Source organism: Thermalbibacter longus (genome assembly GCF_023806485.1).
Classification (GTDB): domain Bacteria; phylum Chloroflexota; class Chloroflexia; order Thermomicrobiales; family Thermomicrobiaceae; genus Thermalbibacter; species Thermalbibacter longus.
The window spans coordinates 44,746-63,263 of record NZ_JAMSLR010000002.1 but is presented as its reverse complement, the minus strand read 5'-3'; the positions used below and the strand labels follow the sequence as shown (position 1 = coordinate 63,263).

Below are 18,518 nucleotides of genomic sequence, written 5' to 3'. Positions count from 1 at the left end.
CCCTCAGGCAGCTCGCATCGAGATCGATCAGCCAGCACGCTCGGCCGAGCGAGGAGCTCGTTTCTGGTCAGCGCTGCTGGCGAGCGGGCATGTCGCCCTACCGCACGCCCGAATGTCGCCCCCACAGCTCGGTTGGCGCGTCGCGATCAGAGTAGGTATCGCCGCAGACATCACCCAGGCCGTCCGGTTGCAGACCATTGCCCCGCGCGAGGCCCGCGAGCGACCCGGCAGCTCACCGCACTTTCCATCCTCGGGCCTTGGTGGTTCGGGCAGGCTCCCAGTGGAGATAGTCCTTGCCCCGCAGCACGTCGAACGAGGCGAGCAAGCGAGCAATCCCCTCGATCAAGAGCAGCAGCGGCAAGTACGGAGCATGACGAGGCAGCGGTCGGGCCAGGAGCGCCTTGACCACCTTCGACCACTGCCTGGTCGAGACCTGGTACTGCTGGGCCTGCTCGAGCTGGCGGTACTGAGCCGCGAGGCGGCGACGCTGCAGGACGGCGTCGCGCAGCGTCGTCGGCACTCGCATCTGCACGAAGAAGTCCGGCCGGTACACGATCCGCAGCCCCTGTTTGACGAGCAGGGCCTCGAGCGAAGCGTCATCGACGGCCAGCAACGGCTGGCCTACGACCGGTGCCACGCGAACCGCGACCATATCGCCACCGAGCTTGGGCTTGAGCATGTTGACGCGGTCGTGCAGCTCCCAGAGGAGCGCCATCGCCCTCGCGACCATGCTCTCGTCCGCGTTGACCGGTACATTCCGGCCGCCGATGCCGCCCACCCCTGGATCTGAAAGCGCGTCGAGCGCGACCGCCGGCGCATCGAGGCAGGGAACGCCATCCCCGCCCACCAGGAGCACGACCGGCGCCTGGGCGTGCAGGATCGCGCTCGCGACCGAGTGCGCCTTGCCCAGCCGCCGCGGCTCGAGCACCAGGGAGATACCGGAGGCACGGCAGAGCTCCTGCACGCTCGCCAGCCCTTGTCCATCGTCGACCGCATAGAGCGTGGCTGTTCCCCCCGGGTGCCGCTCCAACAAGAGGGCCACGCGCTCGAGGCATCGGTGGAGCGCCGGCCCATCTCCGTAGCTAAAGATCGCCACTTCGTAAGCTCTACTGTATCCGCTCATATCCCCTACAACTCAGACCAGACCAGCCGGCAGGCAGTATAGTGGTTTCGAGGCACGAAGTCCAAGCGGTGAGCATGAGAGCAGCGTCATCCTCCCTGTTCTCGCTATGTGGTCTCAGAGTCATCGGAGTAATCTGCCAATCGCTGCTCAGCCGCACGGAGGGTCGACGAGGATTCCGTCTCCTCCTCCGAGGAAGCCCCAGGCTTTGGGTTCTCTGAAGGCGTGCCGCTCACTCGACCGGGATCTCACGGTAGGCGAGCGAGAGATCGATCCCCTGCCGGCGCCGCCACCAGCGGGCGAGCGCGTAGATGACCAGCCCCGACAGGAAAATCCCCACATTTAGGAGGAACATCCCGAAGCCGAGGATCCCCTGCTCGAGTGTGCTCGGATCTAGGCTGATCCCCGAGTACGGATCGTTCAGGCAGGCCCACTGCATGATCACGCAGGCGACGAGCGAGAGCGCGCCGACCAAGCTCATTACCGGCAGGCCGCCCAGCCGCCAGGCTACCGGAGATCCCCGGAAGACCTCCGGGCGCCGGTACGGGAGAAGTACCGCGCTGAGCGAGACCACGATGAAGGTCAATAGGAAGCCGAAGATGCCCACTAGCGTCGCGAAGTAGGGAGTAAACACGTAGATCGCAAGGGCGACGATCGACAGCCCACCCATGAGCACCAGGCTCACGACTGGCGTGTGGAAGCGCGGGCTGACGTAGGCCAGCCAGGACGGCAGGAGGCCGTCGACGGCGTAGGCCACGAGGTTCCGCGACGCGTTCAGGATCTGCCCAGGCAGCCAGGCATAGCTCCAGAAGATGAAGCCGAAGCCGATCAGGAACGCCAGGAGCAGGTTGCCACTGCCGATCGCCACGAGCTCATGGAACCGGGGCATCGGTGGAGCCATTGGCAGGGCGGGTGAAGAACAGTGTCGTAACACCCGCAATTATCGTGATAAGCTGACGCCTGGTGAGCGACAACGTTATCATCTCCCTACTCGCTCGACGCAGCATCGTGAGCGGCAATGATGTGCCGCACGATGAGGAGGGTCTCCTCTAGCGGCAGTCCTCCCTCATTGCCTTGTGGCGCATTGAGAACCAGGAGTTCGAACAGTATGCCATGCCGCTCCCACACCATCCCAGCCACATTGCCTCGCCGGGGATCCTTCAACCACAGTACCTCTGTGTCTCCAACGTACACAAGCTCGACATCCCGCCACCCTAGCGCAAGGCCCTGATCCGCAGGGCCTTGAACTACGAGAATCTCCACTCCACTCTCACTGCGATAGTGCGATTCTACTCGCCTCAGCCCTGGTGTGGCACGATCGCTCAGTCTAAGCCCGAGAGGAAGCTCAGCTGGAGGCACGAAGGCTTGTGAATCCCTGAAGAGCACGCCACTGATGCGGTCACCGGGTGGCTCCCGCCGGCCGAGAAGAGACTTTTCTACCTGCGCAACCACGCCACGCACAACACGGCCAAGCTGAAGGTTGGCGGATGAGTCAGCCGGCCAGAGCAGGATCAGGCTGAGCAGCACAGCCAGCACGACCATGAGCAGTGGACGCCGACGGCGGCGAGGCAGCGGTGGATGGGGATTACGAAGGATCTCAGCTTTGAGCTGGCTTCGCTCTATCTCATCGTTGGGCAGCGGAGTACTGACTTTGAGCAGTTGCTTGGTTTCTTCCAGCTCCGCTTGTCGTATTTGACAGACCGGACAGACCTTCACATGATGGGCAACATACGCCTCCCGCTCTCCGTCTAGGCAGCCATCGAGATAAGCGAGGAGTTCCTCTGCGGCGACATCGCATTCGCGCATGTATCCTACTCCTCTCTTGCTCCCGCACGCTCATGATAAAGTGCCTGAAATCGCTGCACAGCACGCGTAACACGCTTCCGCGCTGCCTCAGGAGAAATATTGAGCAGCCGGGCAATCTCTTCACTCGTAAAACCAGCCAAGCGATGTAACAGGAGCGCCTCGCGTAAAGTCGGCGATAACTCATCGAGGACTTGCTGCACTAGGTCTCGTGTTGGCACGGTTACCATGTCATCTGGGCGCGCAAGCCAGTGGCTGATACCACGGACGGATTCAATCAGCCACTCCAATGACAGCACCCGTCGTCGCTGCCGTCGTCGGAACTCCATTCGAGCCAGATTCAGGGCGATCCTGTACAGCCACGGACGGAAGGCCTCGTCGTCAGCCAGTTGCTCGATGCGGCTGTACGCTTTCAGGAAAGCCTCCTGGGTGAGATCAGCCGCCAGCTCGGGATCGCCGGTTAGGCGCAGGAGATAGCGACGGAGCGGCGCATAGTATTGGTCGACGAATTCATTGAACGTGTCCGCATCACGACTCCGACTCGCGGTACTCAGTCTCCGTTCGCTATGGATTGCGTCATGGTCTAGCCCGTGTCTAGGTGGTGGATTCATCCTGTGACCTGCCTCCTATGTTCTAGGATGCCGCTGCAAAGCGGGTTTGGACATTCCGCGCGCGACACCCTGTGGCTCCTCCTATCGGGAGGCTACGATGTCCGAAATGAGCTTCACGCTGCATCTAAGCGAAATAGAAAGAGAGTGCGCTACGCATCCCGCAGTAGGGCAGTAGCGTACAGCTGAACGGAGGATGCCATGCGATGGAGCTGGCGATGGCTCGGGGGCGCCCTCCTCGTCGCGGCGCTGGCCGTGCCGTTCGGGCTCGGGTACCTCGTAGCAGCGCGCAGCGAGAGCGTCTCTACGCCGACACCAGCGCCGCTGAGCGAAGCGGCGGCCAGACTGGCTGTGGCGCATCCACGCGTTGCAGCACTGCTGACAGGGAAACCATACACCGTGACGGTGGGGGCGCCGCTCAACACGCCCGGTCAAGGGCATATCGTGAACGTCACGATCGAGCTGGAGGAGCCGGGGAGCTTCACGACAGAGTGGCTTGAGCCCGTGCTGCGCCGAGAAGACGGCCGCGAGTGGTTCGTGGGACGGCCGCTCACGTACACGGCGCATGGGGTGACGCGACTGCATCTCCTCGTGGACACCCAAAGCGGCGACCTGGCGGCGATGTTCCCAGGCGGCGCACTGCTTCGTACCGATCCAGAGCGTCCTAATCACGAACCGGTGCTCGGCACGGAGCGGGAGCGGGCCATTGAGGTGGCGTGCAGCGATCCTCGGGTGGCGACGCTCCTGGACGGACACGGTTACGAGGTGCGGGAAGCGTGGTGGATTCGGGACGCCCGTGATGTGCCTGTGGGCATCGGGGTGAGCTTTGTCTTCGACCGACCGGTTGTCCTGAGAGGGAGCTGGCTCGTCCTAGTCGAGCCTCGTCCAGCACATCAGTGGCCACCGGCGGTCGTCGTGACTGAAGGAGAGGAGGTCGGCGTCAGAGAGCTGGCGGTACTGATCGATGTCAGCGTGGAGCCCTGGTCGGTGGTGGCGACGATGCCGGGGAACCGATGACGGCGAAGTTGAGCTGTGGAGGTGGATATGCTGCGCCTGATCACAGTTGCGGGAGTGATCGCCGGGCTCGTGCTGGTCGGGGTGCTAACTCCGGTCTTGGCAGGTACCACCAGTTCCTGGGCACTGATCGCGGCTCGCGAAGATCGCTTCTACAATTGGGATAACCGATCACAGACAGCGAGTGGCAACAACGTCGACTGGCCAGTAACCATGATCTTCCGAATAGGCAGTAATCATACCAAGGATTCTGTAAAGAATGCCATAGGCGGTTCGTCATTCCTCACTAGCAATATGTATTTCCGCGGGAGCGATGATGGGATCAACTATTTCTGGGACTCTGACAATGGTCGCAAGCATGGTAGCTGTGGAGACTGGTATCACCACATCCGACTGTACGCTCACCCATCGAATAAATATCTGTACAACCAAGAGTGGGGACGGTATGTTTTAGGAACCACCCATATCGACAAGAACGAGTGCACCAGCCCGGAGTATGGATGGTCGGAGACTGCTGAGGAGTGGTTTGCTGCCCTGTTGCGGGGTAAGGATTATCGCGTCGATGAGGACTGGATCAGTCTGGTGAACACGGATAACCGCGGGTATGTGACTGAGCATGGTGAGACGCGCTATTACCTGTCGAACGGGTTCGCAACGGTCGTCTACATTTCAGATGAACCATAGCCGGACCGATGAACGGAGGATGCCATGCGATGGAGTTGGCGATGGCTCGGGGGCGCCCTCCTCGTCGCGGCGCTGGCCGTGCCGTTCGGGCTGGGATACCTGGCTGGGGCGCGGACGCAGGTGCAGGAGCAAGTGCCGGCGCCTGGCCCGCAGCTCACCGCGGAGCAGGCCACGCGGGTACGCGCGGTGGCGCTGGCTCACCCGACCGTGCAGGCAGTGCTCGCCGAGCGCAGCCCGGAGGAGTACGCAATCTCGATCGGTCCGGTGACCGGGCCGACCGGTGAGCTGGTCGGCGGGTACGTCGCGGTCGACTTCGCCGAGCCGCAGACGCTACGGGGCGAGTGGCTGCTGGCGGTCGACTGGCGGGTACGCTGGCCGCCGACGACGGAGCGGCACACTTATACGGCATACAACGTGGATCTCGTCGTGGTGTGGGTCGATCTGGCCAGTGGCCAGGTCGTGCAGGTGGAGCCGACCGGCCCGTACACCACGGTGGCGCGGGAGGAGGATCCGAGCGAGTTGAAGGAGCCGCTGCGCTCGCGAGCCATCGAAATCGCTCTCAAGGAGCCGTGGCTGGCAGCGGTGCTGGCCGGTTCCAGCTACCGGATCGAGAGTGTAAGCCGGATCCAGGCACCGGACGGCACGCTCGTCGGGGCGCTCGTGTGGGTGAAGACGGAGGGGCCGGTCACGCTCGGGGGCGAGGTCCCGATTGTCACCCGCGATTTTGAGGGGGGATGGCAGTGGCCGCTTCCCACAGCGGCGCGCGCGAGCCGGGACCTTCCTGATCGGCCAGTAACGAGTATTGTCGTGCTCGTCGACTTCGATGCGAACCGGGCTGTCCTCTACCACGGTGAGTAATCGAGGAATGACGAACGCGAGGTGGGAGCAATGCTACGACTGGTGTCACGCGCTGCTATCCTGCTCGCGTTGATCCTGATAGCACTCGGCGCGGGGTCGGCGCTGGCTAACTCAACGACGACCTACCAGGTGCTCACCTTCGGCGATGACTCGTTCTATAACTGGGACAATGAGACGACGCAATGCGGAGGCTCGGGACAACCGGCGTGCACGGACCGGGTCGACTGGCCCGTGAACATGATCTTCTACCCGAACGCGGACGTCAACAAGGCGAAGGATGCAGTTGGGAGAACCAACCACCTTGCCTCTTCAATGAACTTCCGTGGCAACGATGGAGCCGGATGGTTCTGGGATTCGGACGAGGGGGAAAAGCACCAGTGGTCAGGGGATAGCGATAGCTTTCACCATATCCGAATCTACGCGCCACCGTCGACCGACTACTTCTACAACACTAGGTGGAGCCGCTACGTCGTCGCTACCACCCATATCGACAAAGATGAATCGTCATTCTCTCCAAAATATGGCTGGAGCGAGACAGCCGAGGAGTATTTCGTTGGGAAGCTTCGCGACAAGGGCTACCACGTCGTCGATGATGTTACCTGGATGGCGAACAACGATAGCTGGCCGACTACCCGCCAGGATGGCAACGATTACTATCTGAACAACGGCTATGCGTCGCAAGTTACTCTCCCGTAAGGCACGATAGACTGCTTGTTTGAGCCCAGCTTTTCCGCTCTGGTCCACAGGGGGTGAGCACAGGGCGGTGGGACTGGCGCCGCTATGGCAGGTGACTGGGATTCAAGGACAGCAGCCCGGGAGTACAGGCGTGCGGGCGATACGACTAACTGCCGTACTGCTCCTGATGGTGACCGGCCTTGGATCTTCCGTCGCTGCATCTGAGGAGCCGAGACGGATCGCTGGCTACGGTTACTGGTCGCTGCGCGAGCTCGGCGCAACCCGGCTGGAGTGGCGCGACCCACGACCGGGGCGCTATACCCTCGCCCGCTACACGCTGGCGGACGCGAGTCAAGGATCCGGACGAACCATCGTCGTCTGGCTTCACTATCGGATCGTCCTGGCACCGGACACAGCACCGGGCGAGCTGCAGCTCTGGGACATGGCCAACGAGTGGAGCGCAACGCTGGTTCGGGTGCGCGTCCATCGAGCAGACGACGGAAACGTGTTCCTCACCTGGAATACGCTCGACCTCTACGACGGGGTGCGAGTGGGGACGGCGCTCGGGACGGCGTTGGAGCTGGTGGTGCGGAACGCCGTGCCGTTCCAATGGCCTCGCCTCGGCGAGAACACTTTGCAGCTCGGGATCGATATGACACCAGGGGTACGGGTGTCCCGGCTTGTCGTGGAGGACGACTCCGGGATTCAGGTAGCCCGCCGCGGGCCGCCGCAGCTCAGCCTCGAGCTGGGCCTGCCGCGTGGCCCGCTCGCTGTGCGCGAGGATGTGACACTGCGCTTCCGGGTGCGCAATACCGGCAGCGAACCGGCACGCGACGCGGTGGTGCGCGTCGACGATCCGACTGGCGCATTCGCCGTAGCCGGTGCGCCGGCATGGCAGGCACCGGTCGTCGAGCACATGGCTACTGGTGCATTCCACCTACACCTGCTCAAGGCGGGGACATTTCCGGTCGCGGTGGAGGCGGCTGCGCGCGGCGGTGGCGGCGAACGACTCGAACTTCGGGTCACAGTTGGGCCGGCGGAGGGGACGAGGGCCGTAAGGTGGCAGTGGTGGGCGCTCGCCGCCGGGGCAGGGCTCGTCCTGATCGGGCTGCTGGCAGGATGGTGGGAACGGCGACGTGGTCCGCTGCGGACCGCAGCAGGGCCACAGCGGTGAGCGACCCTTGCGCTGGACCTGCCGCCCGTCAAGGGCTGGCGTGATGCGGAAAGTGGTGGAGGTCAGCGGTGTTCGCCTGGCACTGCCGGCTCAGCCGGGTGATGGGAGGGATAGGACTGGGACTGGCCGCGATCGCGATGTTCTTGGCTGGGTTCGGCTTCGCGATCCTGACGAGGTGCACGGCGACACCCGGCTGAGCTGGGCGGCAATGGGCGCGCTGGCGCTCGGGCTGGCGAACGGCGTGGCTGCGGGGACGATGCTCTCCTGTCCACGCCGGACCTGGGTATGGGGGCTGGCTGCACTCGTTGCCGGGGTCGGTACCGGACTCGGTATGGTTTGGTGGGGCAGCGTAGCGACCCTCCACCTGGCCGTTACCGAGGGCCGACCGGCCTTCGCCTGGGCGCGGATGAGCTCGCTGCCACTCGTGTTCAACGCCCTGCTCGTGCTCTATCCCTGGCTCGCAGCCCTCGTGCTCCTCGGCGCAGCCAGGGGTGGTTCGCGGCGAGTGGCAGCGCGAGATCGGGCGGCGCAGTAAGAGTTGACAAGGAGGCGATCTCGTGGAGTGGAGCACCGTGGCTCGTCGCGTGCTCGGGCTAGTTGTGCTCGGCTGGTCGGCATTGCTCTCCTGGTGGGCCGGCTGGTTCGCAGCCGACCCGCCGAGGTGGCTCGTGCCCGAGTCGGTGCTCGATGCCGCTGGGTTGGCACGCTGGTTAACAGGGTACGCGCTGCTCGGGGCGCAGGGAGCCCGGCCGCTGCTCTTCGGGCGCGATGACCGGCGCCGGTGGTTGCTCCTTGCTGGGCTGTCGCTCGCTGGCTTCCTGGCCTGGCCGCTGTACCTGATCGTCGAGGCAGTCATCGCTCTGCGGTCTGTCTTCTTGCCACTCGGGATAGGCGCCGATGGTCTTCCGGTGCCCGCACGACCAGGATGCCTAATCCTGGCCATCATGTCCCTGGGGTTCGCGCTTCGTGCTAAACGCTCCTGGCCCCGCGACGCGGTGGCAGCCCCGGGATCGACAGCCGAGTCCGAGCCGCTCTGACGCCAGCAAGCTGCCAGTGCGGCACCTGGAAGCATGCTACGGCATACGTCCCGATTCGGTCCTCAGGAAAGCTCTAGGGTCATGGCTTAACTGCACGATCGAGGGACCTGTTCGGGAATCGGAAGGTGGTCATGATACGGGCATCTCAGGACCCCTAAACACGCCGGGCCAGCTCGCGGGCCGGCAGGGTGGATCCAGCGCGATGATATGGCGCTTAGTGTGGACCCAGAGCGGCACAATCGGCTTAATTAAGCCAAGGGCTCTTGCGCGGCAGCGAGCTGACCACGATCCGCACCCCCTCGCCGGTCTGTTTGACGTGAAGGTTGCACTCCCGCATCCAGCCGCGCACCACCTAGCCGCCGTACCAGGGGAACCCGCAGCAAGGCCATCTTGCCGCGTGTGGCCACCGTCTCGGGCGTGAAGGCGGCCCGGAGGGTGCGGGGGTGTGAGGAACCCTGCCTCAGCGCCGCGATCCGCTGCTGACTGCACGCATGGAGGGCGGTCCGCTCGTTGTCGCTCAAGTGATGGGCAATCGATGGTACGGTCTTGCCGCGGGCGCTGGCGAGCAGGATCTGGCTGCGGTGGACAGTAAGTGTGTCGGCCGAGCGACAGGCCTGCCGCAAGGGCCTGTCGCTCGGTGTCGGAGAGAGTGCGAGCGGAGAGAAGGTTTCATGTGGCCCAAGAGAGCACACTCCCTACGATCTCGTCCGATGCGGCATTAGGAAAGGGACGGAACGTAACGCGAACAGTAGCCGCGACGATCCTCATCGGGCTTCTAGCCAGTACGCTGGTGTTCGCCACTGTCTCACGGTTCACCGACGATCCCGGTGTTGTTACCGCACAGGGAGGAGAGCAGCAGGCCACACCAGCCGGTGTACCCGTACCCCAGCATGAAGCAATCGCAGCCGTCCCAAAGAGCACGGCCAATGCTCAGCCAGGGACGCCCTAGACAGGTCAGGCATCCGCGTAGGGTATCCCACGTCGCTGTAGCCGGGACAGGCGGCTGGACGGTGAGTGAGACGGGCATAACAGCCACAAACTGGAATGTCAGCATGGTTGAGGCGCAGACTCTTGTCGCTGTGCTGAGTCATCATATCACTCAGCATATGACTCAGCCGACGAGAGAACCTGTACCGGTCGTATTCCAGTTGCTCATCATGCCGAAGGCCGGGCCGAGCACGCGGCTGACGTACACGTAGTCGCCGCCGCTCCGCGGCATCGTAGCCGCCAGCATGCCGTAGGTCGCCGCGGTGGGCAGCGCGAGCGCGGCGCAGAAGATCAGCGAGAGCGGCACGCTCACCCCGCCGTAGGAGGACATATAGAGCAACATCAGGGCAACCATCAGCCCGATGCTGATGAAATTGACGTTGTAGATCAGCGCGTCGAGTAGCCCCGCCTCGCGCACCAGGCCAGTCGCGGCCCGAGTGAACACTCGCGGAGCACCGGCCGGCACACCTCGCTGCTGTGCCTGCTCCATCGACTCCCCTCCTCACTCAGCGGCGAGCACTCGTTCCGAGCGCTCGCCTGCCAACCCTCTCAACTCACGCGCTCAGGTAAACCGCGTGTCGCTCTCCCAGGCCACTGCGCGCACCGGCGAGCCGTCGCCCCCGCGCACCGGCAGAGGTAGGAAGCTGAAGACATAGCGCCGTCCAGGGACAAGTTGATCCAGCCCGCGGAGGTTCTCGACGATCAGCACCTCCGCGCTGAGCAGCCGCTCGTGCACTCCGGACGTCCCCCGCACGGTCGAGTCGACGTTGAGAGCGTCGATCCCGACGATCGCGACGCCGGCTTCGACGAGGAGCCCAGCGACGGATTCGCTCAGGTAAGGATGGCAAAAGTAGCGGGGCTGGCCCCAGTAGCGCTCCCACCCGGTCGCGAAGACGACCGCGTCACCGGCTCGGACGCGCGCGAGGAACGGTTCCAGCCGCTCTGGCTCGACCGGCTCGTCCTCTGCCAGGCCAGCCACCGGGATGACCAGGCCCGGGCGGACGAAGTGCGCTGGCGGGAAGTCGGCGATGGCGCGGCCTTCCGGGAAGCGATGGCTGGGCGCGTCGATGTGGGTGCCAGTGTGCGTGCCCAGCTCTAGCGCACTCACCTGCCAGGGCGGCGCTCCACGCCCGGGGATCACGCGTGGCTCCGGGTCGCCGGGGAAGAACGGCATGCCGTTCTCGATTCGGTGCGAGAGGTCGTAGACATCCATCTGTTACTCTCAACCACTCACGAGCTGGTAGCTCGCTACCCGGTCACCCTCCAGCACGACGAGCGCGCCGTGCAGCACGCCCTCGCCGTAGGCGCTGCCGGGGTTGATGCAGAGCGTCCGGCCGATCCGCACCGCGCCGCGCGACTCGTGGATGTGGCCGTGAAGGCTGAGTACTGGCTGGTAGCGCTCGATCGCCGCGCGCACGGCTCGGCTACCCACCGGCACCATGTTCGGCTGGCCACCGACCATCACGACCGACAAGTCCTCCCTGAGCTGGGGAGCGCTGTCGAGGGTCGAGTTGAAGGGCGGACAGTGGAGGTTGAAGATGGCCGGCACACCGGGATCGAGCTCGCGAGCGAGGCGCTCGATCCGAGCCGCCAGCTCCTCCTCCGGCAGCTCGCGCGGGCTGTTCCAGGGGGTCGGGTTGGCCCAGCTCAGGCTCAGGAGCTGGTAGCCATCGAGCTGGACGACGCGCCCATCCGGGTTGACGATGACGTCACTGTGTGCCAGCGCCTCGTCGATGTCGAACTCGTCGTCGTTCCCCGGCATGATGAAGCAGCTCACGCCCGAGCCGCGCAGCCGCTCCTCAGCTAGCCGTACCCAGCGCTCGATCGCTTCCCGCATCGTGCGCCGGAAAACCTCGACTGCGTACTGGGGATCGGCCTCCATGCGGGCTAGCTCCCGCTGGTCGCACCGGTACGGGTAGAAGCCGTTGAAGCGGATCCGCTTCTCCGCCTCGGCGACATCCGCCGGCGTGGCCAGCACTTCGTGCCGACCCAGGAAGGTCATCTCCCAACGGCCATCGATCTCGACGATCGGCACCAGCACCTTGCCGGTGAGGTCGCCGCCCAAGACCAGCGTGTCGACCCCGTAGAACTTCGCCGCGTTGAGGAATTTGAGGAAGCAGCGCTCGGAGCCGTGGACGTCGCTCGTGTAGTAGAGTGCCAGTCGCGTTGACCTGCTGGCTGGCTCGTTCCGTCGGAAAAGTCGCACCACTCCTCGCCGCCCCCTTTTCTACCCCACCGGCTTCTCGACCCGCTGCACAGCAGTCAGTCGCGCCGAACCTCTTCCGGCAGCTCGTACCAGCGCTTGCGCTCGCCGATCACGGCACGCATCTTCCAGGCGCGGCTCTTGGGAGCCGCTTCGACCTGGCGCCAGAACTGGTCTAGGCGCTCCACCACGTCGAACTCTGCCGCGAGATCGTGGTGAGCGAGGAACGCTTTCGTGCGCTCGACGTTCTCCCTCGCCGTGCGGTACCAGCCCCAGTCCGACGTCAGCACGTCGAGAAGCCGGTCGAGATCGATCGTCTCGTCGTTCCCCCGGCCGAAGGGGTGGTCGTGGACGAGAGCGACGATATCGGTTAGATCCTTCTCGTTGATCTCCCAAATCTGCAGCTTCGACAGCAGCAGGTCGGCGAGCGAGACGGTGAGGCGATCCAGAGTCAGCCGGTCGCGCAGGTCGAGCGTGTGGCTCATGCGCAGCATATCGAGGAACACATCGATCTGCCGCTGGTTGACCGGATCCCAGAAGTAGAGGCGCTGGTGGCCGTGGAGCGCGTTGAACTCGCGATCGGCGAGATAGCCGAGATCGGCGAAGAGCGCCTCGATCGCCCGCTTCTGGGCCGAGAGGCCAGCGAGGTCAGCGTCGCGATACGTCCGCTGGAGTGCGCGGTGCCGGGCGCTCGGACAGTGGAAATAGACAGCCACGCCGCCGAGCGCGCGCAGGATGATGTCTCGCTCTTCGGCCGCGGCCAGGATCCGTTGTACCTCTTCGCGCACGTCTTCGAGCGGCTGCATCGACGTGCCCCGGCGGACCGCCTGTTCCAAACGAGCACCTCCTCAGCGGCTCCTCACCGCGCCCCTCGCTTCGCACAGGGCGGGCAGCGATGAATGCCGGATCGGCATTCAAGAGACGTTCCAGAAGACCGGATGGACCACAGTAGCTCCGTTCGAGGCCGGCATGCACACCCGGTGAGTATAGGCGGTTCGCCGCCTCCCGGGCAATCGTTGCGCGATCACCTGCTCGTGTCACAATCGCACGGGCGGCAGAACGCCGCAGCGTGTGACGCCGAGCTGAGGGAGAGCCACCGGTGAGCGATGAGCCGCGAGACGAAATCCGAGTTACCGTTCGTCCAGGCCGGCTCGACGACACTGCCGTCGAGGCGGCGCTCCATGCTTCAGCCGACTGGTGCTATGACGACGAGGCGATCATCGCCGAGTACCACGACGACGCGTATGAGCCCTCGAGCGTGCTGGTCGCCGAGCTCGACGGCCAGGTTGTCGGCAAGCTCGAGCTGTTCCGGGCCTACAAGGCGCGGCACGGTTTCTTCGCGCTCGTCCGCCGCTTCGTCGTCCACCCCGACTACCGCGGGCGGGGGGTCGGCCGGGCACTCCTGGAGAGCGCGATCGCGCGGGCACGGGAACAGGGCTGCAGCTTCGTCGAGCTCACGGTGGACGTAACGAACCCGCAGGCCTACGCCTTCTACCACCGGGAAGGCTTCCGGCCTGATCGGGTGGAAGTCGTACTACGCAGACCGCTGGACGGGCGGGAGCACCGCTCGGCGCACGCGGCGCAGCGCATCGAATGGGGTGCCAGCACGGGCGAGGGGTAAGCGACGCTGCTCGCGTCCAGCGCTCGATCGTCCACCAGGCGGGTCAGCCACCCGCCCGGAAGGCATGCAATGGCCACCATTCGGCCCAGCACAGTCTCCCATGCGCTGGGCGGATCGCACTGCCCTGTCCGCTATCTCCGCCGGCTGACCGTCCGCACGAGCGCGCGGACTGCCGCGATCCGACCATAGGTCCGTATGATCGGCCGGGCCACCGACTCGCCGACGAATTCGACGGTACCGCGAGCGCGCACTGCGGTCTGCGTCGCCACTTCCAGGAGTGGGATCAGGCGGTCTTTGATCAGTAGGCCGAGCCAGATGCCGACGCCGACCAGAACGCCGAGCAGGAGGACCACCAGCACCATGGCCAGCGCGAGGAAGATGACGGCGATATCGCGAACGCGCTCGAGTGCGGACTGCTCCGGGCCACCGAGGACGTAGAGCAGGATGAAGAGCCCGATGAAGAGGGCAAGCAGCCCCACAACGATCAGAATCACCCAACCCCGACGCATGCCCCTTCCTTCCCTCCCAATGCCCCATGCCCACCGGCTAGTCGACGGGCGCTCGGCGATGCCGGAGCATCGAGGCCCGGCGTGTGTCTGCAACCCGCCGCCGGCTCCGCGGTGGGGCAGGAGTTGTCAGCAGCCAGCCGATGGCGAGGGCGACCAGCGCGCCGGCTAATCCCTCGGCCACCGGGACCGTGCCGATTCGAAGGAGCGCTCCGCCCACGACCCCGCTCGCGATCTCGCCAGCGAGGAACCCGATGATCGCCGCCGCCCAGTAGACTGGGAACTGCCAGAGTCTCCGGCCGAACAGGCTGTGGAAGAGCAGTCCAACGATGCTGGCGAGCGTGAGCGCGAGCAAGAGCCCGGGTGACACGGCAAAGACCCCTTCCGGCGATCTACGCTGCCGGCGAACCCTACGGGGGTGCAGGCATCACCGTTGCGCCCGCACGGTCCGATTGAATCTATCACAGCCGCAAAAGCAGGCGCGAGCCGAGCTGGATCGGGACACGCTCGGCCGGATCAGGTCATTCGCCGGCGCACCCGCGGGTCGATCAGGTCGCGGATCGTATCGCCGATGAGGTTGAGACTCAGCACCGTCAGGGTGAGTGCGAGGCCGGGGAGCAGCATCATCCACGGCGCCTCGCGGATGTAGAGCCGCGCCTCCCCGAGGATGTTGCCCCAGCTCGGGAATTCGGGCGGCGGCCCCACCCCGAGAAAGCTCAGCGTCGCCTCGCCGAGCACGCCCTCGGCGAAGATGAAGGTCCCCTGGATGACGATCGGTGACCAGGCATTCGGCAGCACATGGTGCACTAGAACGCGAAGATCACTGGCTCCGACGGCACGCGCGGCCTCGACGAACTGGCGCTCGCGTACGCTGAGGACGATACTGCGAACCACCCGAGCAACGCGTGGGATGAAGATCACCCCGAGCGCGATGATCACGTTGGTCAGGCTGGGGCCTCTCGCCGCGACGATGCCGATGGCCAGGATGATGCCCGGGAAGGCCATCATCGCGTCCATGATCCGCATGAGCACGCCGTCGAGGCGACGATAGTAGCCGGCCAGGAGCCCGAAGACGATCCCACCCGCCAGCGCCAGCACCGCCACGCCGAAGCCGGCGGTGAGCGAGATCCGGGCGCCGTACAACGTGCGGGCATACAGATCCCGGCCGAAGTTGTCGGTGCCGAACGGGTGACCGGCCATCGGCGGGCTGAGCCGGTTGGCCGGATCGACCGATGTCGGGCTCTGGTCGGTCAGCGCGCCAGCGAACACGGCGATGAGCAAGACGATGACGAGCACCAGGCCGCCGACGACCCCACCCGGATGGCGACGCATCCCCTGGCGGATCACCTGGCCGAGCGGGCGCCTCCGCTGTGCTGCCGGGGCAAGCGAGATCTGTCGCGCTGTCACCTCTCGCCTCTCACCTCGTCAGTGCCCTCACGTCGTGGCCGCTAGGCGTACCGGATGCGAGGATCCAGGAAGGCATAGAGGATGTCGATCCCCAGGTTGATCAGGACGTAGACGAGCGCAATCAAGAGCACGATCCCCTGGACGAGGGGGAAGTCGCGTCGCAGCACGGCCTGGATCAAGAGCCGGCCGACTCCCGGGATGTTGAAGACCTGCTCGGTGACGACTGCTCCGCCCATCAAGATCGCGAATGTGAGACCGACGACGGTCACGACCGGGATCAGCCCATTGCGGAGGACGTGCGCGAGCAGCACGCGCGGCTCCGAGAGCCCCTTGGCCCGGGCCGTACGGACGAAGTCCTCGGAGAGGACGTCGAGCATCACCGAGCGGGTCATGCGGGCCAAGAACGCCCCCTGCCCTGCCCCCAGGGTGACCGCGGGCAGGATCATCCGGCTGAGGTTCTCCCACAGCCCGTCTTGGAACGGCTGGTAGCCCTGTGGCGGCAACCAGCGCAGGCTCACCGCGAAGATGAAGATCAGATTGAGCCCCAGCCAGAACGTCGGCATCGAGATGCCGACCATCGCAACCAGCATCGAGCCGAAGTCGAGCAAGCGCCCCTGCCGGATGGCTGCCAGGATCCCCGTCGGCACCCCGATGAGGATAGCGACGAGCGACGCCAGGATGCTCAGCTCCAGCGTCGGCGCCAGGCGCTCGAGGATGGCTTCCGTCACCGGCTTATTGAGGAAGATGCTCTGCCCGAGGTCCCCGCGCAGCAGGCCGGTGAACCAGCGGGCGAGCTGGACGTGTACTGGGTCGTTCAGCCCGAGCTGGTCGCGGAGCTGCTCGATCTGCTCGGTCGTGGCATCGGGACCGAGCAGCACCGCGACCGGGTCACCGGGCGTCATATGCAGGAGCAGGAAGGTCGTGACCGCCACGATGAGCATGACCGGGACGGCCATGATCAGCCGGCGCAGAATGTAGGCGGTCATCGCGTTCGCCTCACTCTTGCCTGGCCCCTTCCTCTTCCTGAGGGCTCACTCTTCGAACCAGCAATTCCAGAAGAACCAGTCCGGCAGGCTGGCATAGCCCTTCAGGCGCGTGCGGTAGCCGCGGAGCGTGGCACCTTCGCAGACCTTGATCATGGCGGCGTCTTCCCACCAGACCTTGTCGAGCTCGGTGACCAGCTCCTTGATCTTCGCCTCGTCAGTCTCACCCATGAGCTGCTGCAAGAGCTCATCGCGCCGCGCGTTCGACCAGAAGCCCGGCCAGGTCTCGTTCATGTACGGCTGCAGCACCGGATGCTGGTACGACTCGTGCCCGGTGATGAAGATGTCCCAGGCATCGCGCTGGCTCCGCGTCTTGACCAGCGTGGCCCAGTCCATGACCTGGAGGTCGATCACCGCGCCGATCGCCTCGAGCTGCTGCTTGAGCACCAACGCCATGTTGTAGTTGTACGAGTACTCTTTGGTCGACAGCCAGCGGATCGGCCGCCCATCGTAGCCGGACTCCTGGAGGAGCTGCTTGGCCTTCTCCGGATTCTTCTGGTCGTAGTACTCCGCGCCGCCCTCGGTGTGCCAGGGCGTCTCCGGGGCGGACATGCTGGAGTAGAGCCGGTAGAACTCGCTGCGCGAGAAGCCGGCCTTGGCGATCGGATCCATCTCGACCGCCGCCAGCAGCGCCTGCCGGAGCTTCAGGTTGCTCATGATGCTTTCCTGCGACTTGTTGAAGTGCGCGCCGTAGAAGTAGTACGGCAGCGTCACCTGCAAGCCCAGATCCGGCTCGGCCGTGAACGCGTCGTAGTTGTCCAGGCTGAGCTGCTCGGCGAAGTCGAACTCGTCGGTCACCAACCCGTCGCCGCGCACCGCCTGCTCCGGCACCGGGATGAAGCGGATCTCGTCGAAGTACGGCACCCGTGCGCCGCCGTAGCCGTCGGCCGCGCCTTCGAGCGGGACGTAGTCGTCGTTGCGTACCAGGCTGATGTGACGGTCGGGCAGGCGCTCCTTGAACTTGAACGGGCCGGTGCCGATATACTCGCCCAGCTCCTTGTCGGGATAGGCCTCGGCCAGATCCTTCGGAATGATCATCGCGTCGACCTGAGCCAGGAAGACCGGGGCGATGCCGGTCGGCTCGTTGAACTCGAACCGCACCGTAGTGTCGTCGACCTTGTCCAGGTTGGCGACGCGAGTGAAGAAGTTCTTGCCGCGCCCCGAGAGCTGCGAGTAGCGGGTGAGCGAGGCAATGACATCGTCCGCAGTGACTGGCCGCCCGTCGTGGAACTTGATGTTCGGCCGCAGCGCGATCACCAGCACCTTGTTGTCGTTCTGGAACTCGAACGACTCCGCCAGCATCGGCTTGGGGCTGAAGCTCGCATCGCGGGTGAAGAGCGACTCGAACATGTGCCAGGTGATGTTGGACGTGATGGTCGCCGTCGTAAAGGTCGGATCGAGCGCTGGCGGCTCGCCGATGATCGCCACCCGGAGCACGCCGCCCTTCTGCCCACCGGTGGCCGGGCTGGGCTGAGCAGCCGCCGTGGGCGAAGCCCCGCCAGCAGCCGGTGACGCGCTCGTAGCCGGAGTGCCGCTCGCCCCTCCGCCCTCCTCAGTCGTTTCGCCACCGCAGGCGGCAAGCAGGCTCGCCAGCGCCCCGCCGCCGAGCAGCGCCGCCGAACTGCGCAGGAGCAGCCGACGGTCGAGCCGTCGCTGCAGGGCGAGCATTAGGGCACGCTGGGCCTCATCGTGTGACCGCATCGGTGTCCTCCTCACTCCTCGACCTCCAGGGCGCCGGCTTTCGTCACTACCTGCACCGGTTCAGCATGCTGGCCACT

Annotated in this window: 21 protein-coding genes; 8 read left to right on the top strand and 13 right to left on the bottom strand. The window is 65.1% G+C overall.

Translation table 11 applies throughout. The annotated features are described in order from the left end of the window. Positions 1 to 232: 232 nt before the first annotated feature. The 4 genes from NET02_RS03405 to NET02_RS03390 all read right to left on the bottom strand — a co-directional run bounded on the left by NET02_RS03405 (position 233) and on the right by NET02_RS03390 (position 3,534). Positions 233 to 1,096, bottom strand: a complete 864-nt coding sequence (locus NET02_RS03405) for a glycosyltransferase family 2 protein (protein ID WP_284055969.1) — start codon at positions 1,094 to 1,096, stop codon at positions 233 to 235. A gap of 256 nt (positions 1,097 to 1,352) precedes the next feature. Beyond that, entirely contained in the window at positions 1,353 to 2,009 is a 657-nt protein-coding gene (locus tag NET02_RS03400) for an APC family permease (protein WP_284055968.1), read from the bottom strand. 98 nt (positions 2,010 to 2,107) lie between these two features. Beyond that, a complete protein-coding gene (locus NET02_RS03395; RefSeq protein ID WP_284055967.1) occupies positions 2,108 to 2,926 on the bottom strand; it encodes an anti-sigma factor family protein in 819 nt (272 codons plus the stop codon). Positions 2,927 to 2,931: 5 nt separating this feature from the next. Next, the gene (locus tag NET02_RS03390; RefSeq protein ID WP_284055966.1) at positions 2,932 to 3,534 is read right to left on the bottom strand and encodes an RNA polymerase sigma factor; all 603 of its coding nucleotides are present in this window, start codon (positions 3,532 to 3,534) and stop codon (positions 2,932 to 2,934) included. Between the two features lie 198 nt (positions 3,535 to 3,732). Here NET02_RS03390 and NET02_RS03385 point away from each other — a divergent pair, with 198 nt between their 5' ends. From NET02_RS03385 to NET02_RS03355, 7 genes are all read left to right on the top strand, one after another. After that, entirely contained in the window at positions 3,733 to 4,548 is an 816-nt protein-coding gene (locus NET02_RS03385) for a hypothetical protein (protein ID WP_284055965.1), read from the top strand. A gap of 27 nt (positions 4,549 to 4,575) precedes the next feature. Next, positions 4,576 to 5,229: a hypothetical protein gene (locus tag NET02_RS03380; protein WP_284055964.1), complete on the top strand. Its 654-nt coding sequence runs from the start codon at positions 4,576 to 4,578 to the stop codon at positions 5,227 to 5,229. Positions 5,230 to 5,253: 24 nt separating this feature from the next. Continuing rightward, positions 5,254 to 6,087, top strand: coding sequence for a hypothetical protein (locus tag NET02_RS03375; protein WP_284055963.1), 834 nt, complete (start codon positions 5,254 to 5,256; stop codon positions 6,085 to 6,087). 30 nt (positions 6,088 to 6,117) lie between these two features. Beyond that, positions 6,118 to 6,783, top strand: a complete 666-nt coding sequence (locus NET02_RS03370; RefSeq protein ID WP_284055962.1) for a hypothetical protein — start codon at positions 6,118 to 6,120, stop codon at positions 6,781 to 6,783. Between the two features lie 130 nt (positions 6,784 to 6,913). Continuing rightward, on the top strand, positions 6,914 to 7,936 hold the full coding sequence (locus NET02_RS03365) for a COG1361 family protein (protein ID WP_284055961.1): 1,023 nt from the start codon (positions 6,914 to 6,916) through the stop codon (positions 7,934 to 7,936). A gap of 43 nt (positions 7,937 to 7,979) precedes the next feature. Continuing rightward, positions 7,980 to 8,471 (top strand): hypothetical protein, encoded by a 492-nt coding sequence (locus NET02_RS03360; protein WP_284055960.1) that lies wholly within the window; start codon positions 7,980 to 7,982, stop codon positions 8,469 to 8,471. Positions 8,472 to 8,493: 22 nt separating this feature from the next. Next, positions 8,494 to 8,973, top strand: a complete 480-nt coding sequence (locus NET02_RS03355) for a hypothetical protein (RefSeq protein WP_284055959.1) — start codon at positions 8,494 to 8,496, stop codon at positions 8,971 to 8,973. 1,111 nt (positions 8,974 to 10,084) lie between these two features. On the opposite strand, the gene NET02_RS03350 is transcribed toward NET02_RS03355, so the two are convergent. The 4 genes from NET02_RS03350 to NET02_RS03335 form a co-directional block, all read right to left on the bottom strand. Continuing rightward, entirely contained in the window at positions 10,085 to 10,450 is a 366-nt protein-coding gene (locus NET02_RS03350) for an APC family permease (RefSeq protein WP_284055958.1), read from the bottom strand. 72 nt (positions 10,451 to 10,522) lie between these two features. Continuing rightward, a complete protein-coding gene (locus NET02_RS03345) occupies positions 10,523 to 11,173 on the bottom strand; it encodes a cyclase family protein (protein WP_284055957.1) in 651 nt (216 codons plus the stop codon). Between the two features lie 9 nt (positions 11,174 to 11,182). Next, complete coding sequence (locus NET02_RS03340; protein WP_284055956.1) at positions 11,183 to 12,169, bottom strand: metallophosphoesterase family protein; 987 nt, start codon at positions 12,167 to 12,169, stop codon at positions 11,183 to 11,185. 53 nt (positions 12,170 to 12,222) lie between these two features. Beyond that, complete coding sequence (locus tag NET02_RS03335; protein ID WP_284055955.1) at positions 12,223 to 12,999, bottom strand: hypothetical protein; 777 nt, start codon at positions 12,997 to 12,999, stop codon at positions 12,223 to 12,225. A 263-nt stretch (positions 13,000 to 13,262) separates the two neighbouring features. Between NET02_RS03335 and NET02_RS03330 the strand changes: the two genes are divergently transcribed. Beyond that, complete coding sequence (locus NET02_RS03330; protein WP_284055954.1) at positions 13,263 to 13,784, top strand: GNAT family N-acetyltransferase; 522 nt, start codon at positions 13,263 to 13,265, stop codon at positions 13,782 to 13,784. Positions 13,785 to 13,915: 131 nt separating this feature from the next. Here NET02_RS03330 and NET02_RS03325 read toward each other — a convergent pair whose 3' ends face one another. The 5 genes from NET02_RS03325 to NET02_RS03305 all read right to left on the bottom strand — a co-directional run bounded on the left by NET02_RS03325 (position 13,916) and on the right by NET02_RS03305 (position 18,441). Continuing rightward, a complete protein-coding gene (locus NET02_RS03325; RefSeq protein WP_284055953.1) occupies positions 13,916 to 14,293 on the bottom strand; it encodes a hypothetical protein in 378 nt (125 codons plus the stop codon). Between the two features lie 37 nt (positions 14,294 to 14,330). Beyond that, a complete protein-coding gene (locus NET02_RS03320; RefSeq protein ID WP_284055952.1) occupies positions 14,331 to 14,660 on the bottom strand; it encodes a winged helix-turn-helix domain-containing protein in 330 nt (109 codons plus the stop codon). A 146-nt stretch (positions 14,661 to 14,806) separates the two neighbouring features. After that, a complete protein-coding gene (locus tag NET02_RS03315; RefSeq protein ID WP_284055951.1) occupies positions 14,807 to 15,697 on the bottom strand; it encodes an ABC transporter permease in 891 nt (296 codons plus the stop codon). A 41-nt stretch (positions 15,698 to 15,738) separates the two neighbouring features. Beyond that, positions 15,739 to 16,683, bottom strand: a complete 945-nt coding sequence (locus NET02_RS03310; protein WP_284055950.1) for an ABC transporter permease — start codon at positions 16,681 to 16,683, stop codon at positions 15,739 to 15,741. A gap of 45 nt (positions 16,684 to 16,728) precedes the next feature. After that, positions 16,729 to 18,441 carry an ABC transporter substrate-binding protein gene (locus NET02_RS03305; RefSeq protein ID WP_284055949.1) on the bottom strand — a complete coding sequence of 571 codons (1,713 nt, stop codon included), beginning with the start codon at positions 18,439 to 18,441 and terminating at the stop codon, positions 16,729 to 16,731. Positions 18,442 to 18,518: the final 77 nt, after the last annotated feature.